The organism is Kitasatospora sp. NPDC057500, from assembly GCF_042802195.1.
Taxonomy (GTDB): domain Bacteria; phylum Actinomycetota; class Actinomycetes; order Streptomycetales; family Streptomycetaceae; genus Kitasatospora.
The window spans coordinates 1-2,974 of the sequence record NZ_JBHVER010000390.1; the positions used below are offsets into that span (position 1 = coordinate 1).

At 75.6% G+C, this 2,974-nt stretch carries 2 protein-coding genes; one reads left to right on the forward strand and one right to left on the reverse strand.

The window, feature by feature from the left end; genetic code table 11:
* Window positions 1-836: 836 nt before the first annotated feature.
* Complete coding sequence (locus tag ACFU74_RS36740; protein ID WP_380764481.1) at window positions 837-1,925, reverse strand: ThiF family adenylyltransferase; 1,089 nt, start codon at window positions 1,923-1,925, stop codon at window positions 837-839.
* Window positions 1,926-2,249: 324 nt separating this feature from the next.
* Between ACFU74_RS36740 and ACFU74_RS36745 the strand changes: the two genes are divergently transcribed.
* On the forward strand, window positions 2,250-2,921 hold the full coding sequence (locus ACFU74_RS36745; RefSeq protein WP_380764482.1) for a M48 family metallopeptidase: 672 nt from the start codon (window positions 2,250-2,252) through the stop codon (window positions 2,919-2,921).
* Window positions 2,922-2,974: the final 53 nt, after the last annotated feature.

Genomic DNA, 2,974 nt, shown 5'->3' on the forward strand with positions numbered 1-2,974 from the left:
TTGCGGGGGCGCTGGGCCACGCGCGGGGGGGCCGAGGCAGCCCAGGACACGGCAGCCGTTGCCCGGACGGCTCGCCGCTGACCCAGGGAATGCCGCCACAGCCTGAGGCGCCTTGCCCGCCACCACCGCCCGGGCACGGCGGCCGTCGTCCCGGCACCGTCCCGGCGGCCACTGCCGGGGCGATGCCACAGTCCGAGCCCCGTGGCCGTCCCGGAGCCGCCCCGGGTGGCTGCCCGGACCGGTTGCCGGAGCCGCCGTGTGGCTCCTGCGCTTCGCCGCCACCACCGCCCGGGCACGGTGGCCGTTGTCCCGGCACCGTTCCGGCGGCCATTGCCGGAGCGGTACCGCAGTCCTTGCCCCGAAGCCGTCCCGGAGCCGCCCCGACCGGTTGCCGGGCCGCCACGTGCCTTTCCCGCGGTGCCGTTGCCACTGCCCGAGGCCGTCCCGGAGCCGCTCGGGTGGGTGCCCGGGCGACTCGGCGTGTGGCAAGCTGCGCGGTGCCGCAGTTGCCACTCCGATGGCGTTCCGACCAGGTGCCGACGACTCCCGCGCGGAGCGCAGTAGTTGTGCGGGTGGGTGCCCGGGCGGGACGTTGTGTGGCCACCCGTGCGGTGCCGCAGTTGCCGATCCGGTGGTCTCCCGGCGGTTGTTGCCACCTCCTTTCGAGTCGCTTCGACGACCACCGCGCGGTGTCGTCACCGTTGCCCGAGACCGGCTCGGTGGGTGCCCGGGCGACTTGGCGTGTGGCAACCAGCGCGATGCCGCAGTTGCCGCTCCGGCCGGGTGCGGCTTCCTCCTTTCGAACCGCTTCGATGGCTACTGCGCGGAGCCGGGCCTCAGTGCGGTGGTGTCGGCTGCCAGAGGCAGCCGCAGTCCGGGTGGCCCTTGAGCCGTAGGCGGCGGATCATGCCGTCCACCGCGGACAGTTCGCACCAGCCGTCCACGCTGGGCGGTCGGCCGCCGTCCAGGTAGACCTGGACGTGCAGTGCCGCGAGGCCGGCGACCGACGTCGCCAGGGCGGTGTCGCAGGCCGGGGTCGGTGCCCGCCCAGGCCCGCCTTCGGCGAGCTGGGCGAGGATCCGGGGCCAGGCGGCGTCCTCGTCCTCCCGGGTCAGGACCAGGCAGTGGCCGCAGGCCGAGACGCCCGGCAGGACCAGGGGCCCGACCACCCCGTACTCCTCCACCACTCCGACGTACAGGTGCGGGACCCCGGCCCGGAGCAGCTCGCGGGCCTGGGGTGTGCCACCGGCGAACGCACCGCTGCCGTCCCGGGCGGCGAGCACCACCAGGTCGGGCAGCCCCGGTCTCGGCTGCCGGCTGCGCCGGCCGGGGCGGCGCGCGGTGGCACGGTCGACGGCCTCGCGGGCGGCGGTGGCCCGGAGCCGGCCGACGTCGGCCGGGGGCAGCCCGGCGGGGGAGCAGTCCGCGGGGGTGACCCGGCCGGAGTCCACCACGGCGACCGTGCCGATGCCGCCCGCCGCGAGGACGGCGGCGACGGCCGCACCGATCCGCCCCGCGCCGCGGACCTCGACCGCGTGCTCGGGCCGCCGGGCCAGGACGGCGGGGGCGGCGCCCGGGGGCGCGTGGATCAGTGACAGCGACGCGAGGTCGGGGCCGAGCAGGTCGCGGTGCGGCTGGGGGAAGCGGGCCAGGGCCTCGGCCGAGGCCTCGGCGTCGTCGAGCACCCCGGCCTCCTCCAGCAGGTCGAGCAGGGAGGCGGCGGGGTCGCGCCCGAAGCCGATCCGCTCGCCCTCGGCGAGGAGCGCGGGCCGGTCGCGGGTCCCGTCGACGAGGCAGAGGAACTCGCGCAGGGCCTTGTCGGCGGCGTGGCCGAGCACCCCCGCGTGCTGCGGGATGGTGCCGAACTGGAGGGTGTCCGAGTCCCGCCAGCTGCGGGAGAGGGCGGGCTTGAGGGCGAGGCGCACGGCGGTCTTCCTTCCGACGGTTTCCGGACGGCTGACGGCAGCATGCCCGATCGGGGCGACGGGGTGCGCTGCGTTGTCCACAGGCACGGGCACATCATCGAATGATCCGTTTGCACACCCTGTGGATAACTTGGCGTCCGGTCCGGCGTCGGATTCCGGACACCTGCTGTAGGCCTTTCGTTCCCGATCGCTCCACGAAACATTTCGGCCATGGCAGCGGACTTCTGCCAGGGGGAGCGGGTAACGTCGTGTGCCATGGCAGCCGAACGGGACTCCCATCCCTCGGCGTCGCCTCGGCGTGCCCGTGCAGCGTCCGGGTCGCACGTGGCGGCGCCGAGTACGCGCGGGCGTCCGGAGCAGCGTCCTGATCAGCGGCCCGACCAGCGTTCCGAGCAGCGCCCGGAACCGCAGCCCGGAGCCGCCCGCGAGCCGCTCGACCGGTCCCGGGTGGAGGTGCGGCGCAGCGCCCGCCGCAGCCGGACGGTGTCCGCCTACCGCGAGGGCGACCGCACCATCGTGCTGATCCCGGCCCGGATGTCGCACGCGGAGGAGCAGCGCTGGGTCGCGCAGATGCTGGAGAAGCTGGCCGCGCAGGAGAGCCGCCGGGTGCTGGGCGACGACGCGCTGGTGGCCCGGGCGCGGGAGCTGTCGACGGCCTATCTGGGCGGTCGTGCCCGGCCCTCCCAGGTCCGCTGGGTGACCAATCAGAACTCGCGCTGGGGGTCGTGCACCCCGAGCGAGCGGACGATCCGGCTCTCGCACCGCTTGCAGGGGATGCCGGAGTACGTGGTCGACTACGTGCTGCTGCACGAGCTGGCGCACCTGCTGGTGCCGGACCACGGCCCGGACTTCTGGGCGCTGCTGGAGGCGTACCCGCGGACGGAGCGGGCGCGCGGCTACTTGGAGGGCGTGGTGTCGGCGGCCCGGCTGCCGCACATCCCGGGGGCCCGGCACGAGGCGCCGTCGGAGCCCGGCCCGGCGGAGTCCTGCGGCTGAGCGGTCGTCGAAGGTCGTCGGAGCGGACGAAAGGGAGGGGCGCGGGCCCATGC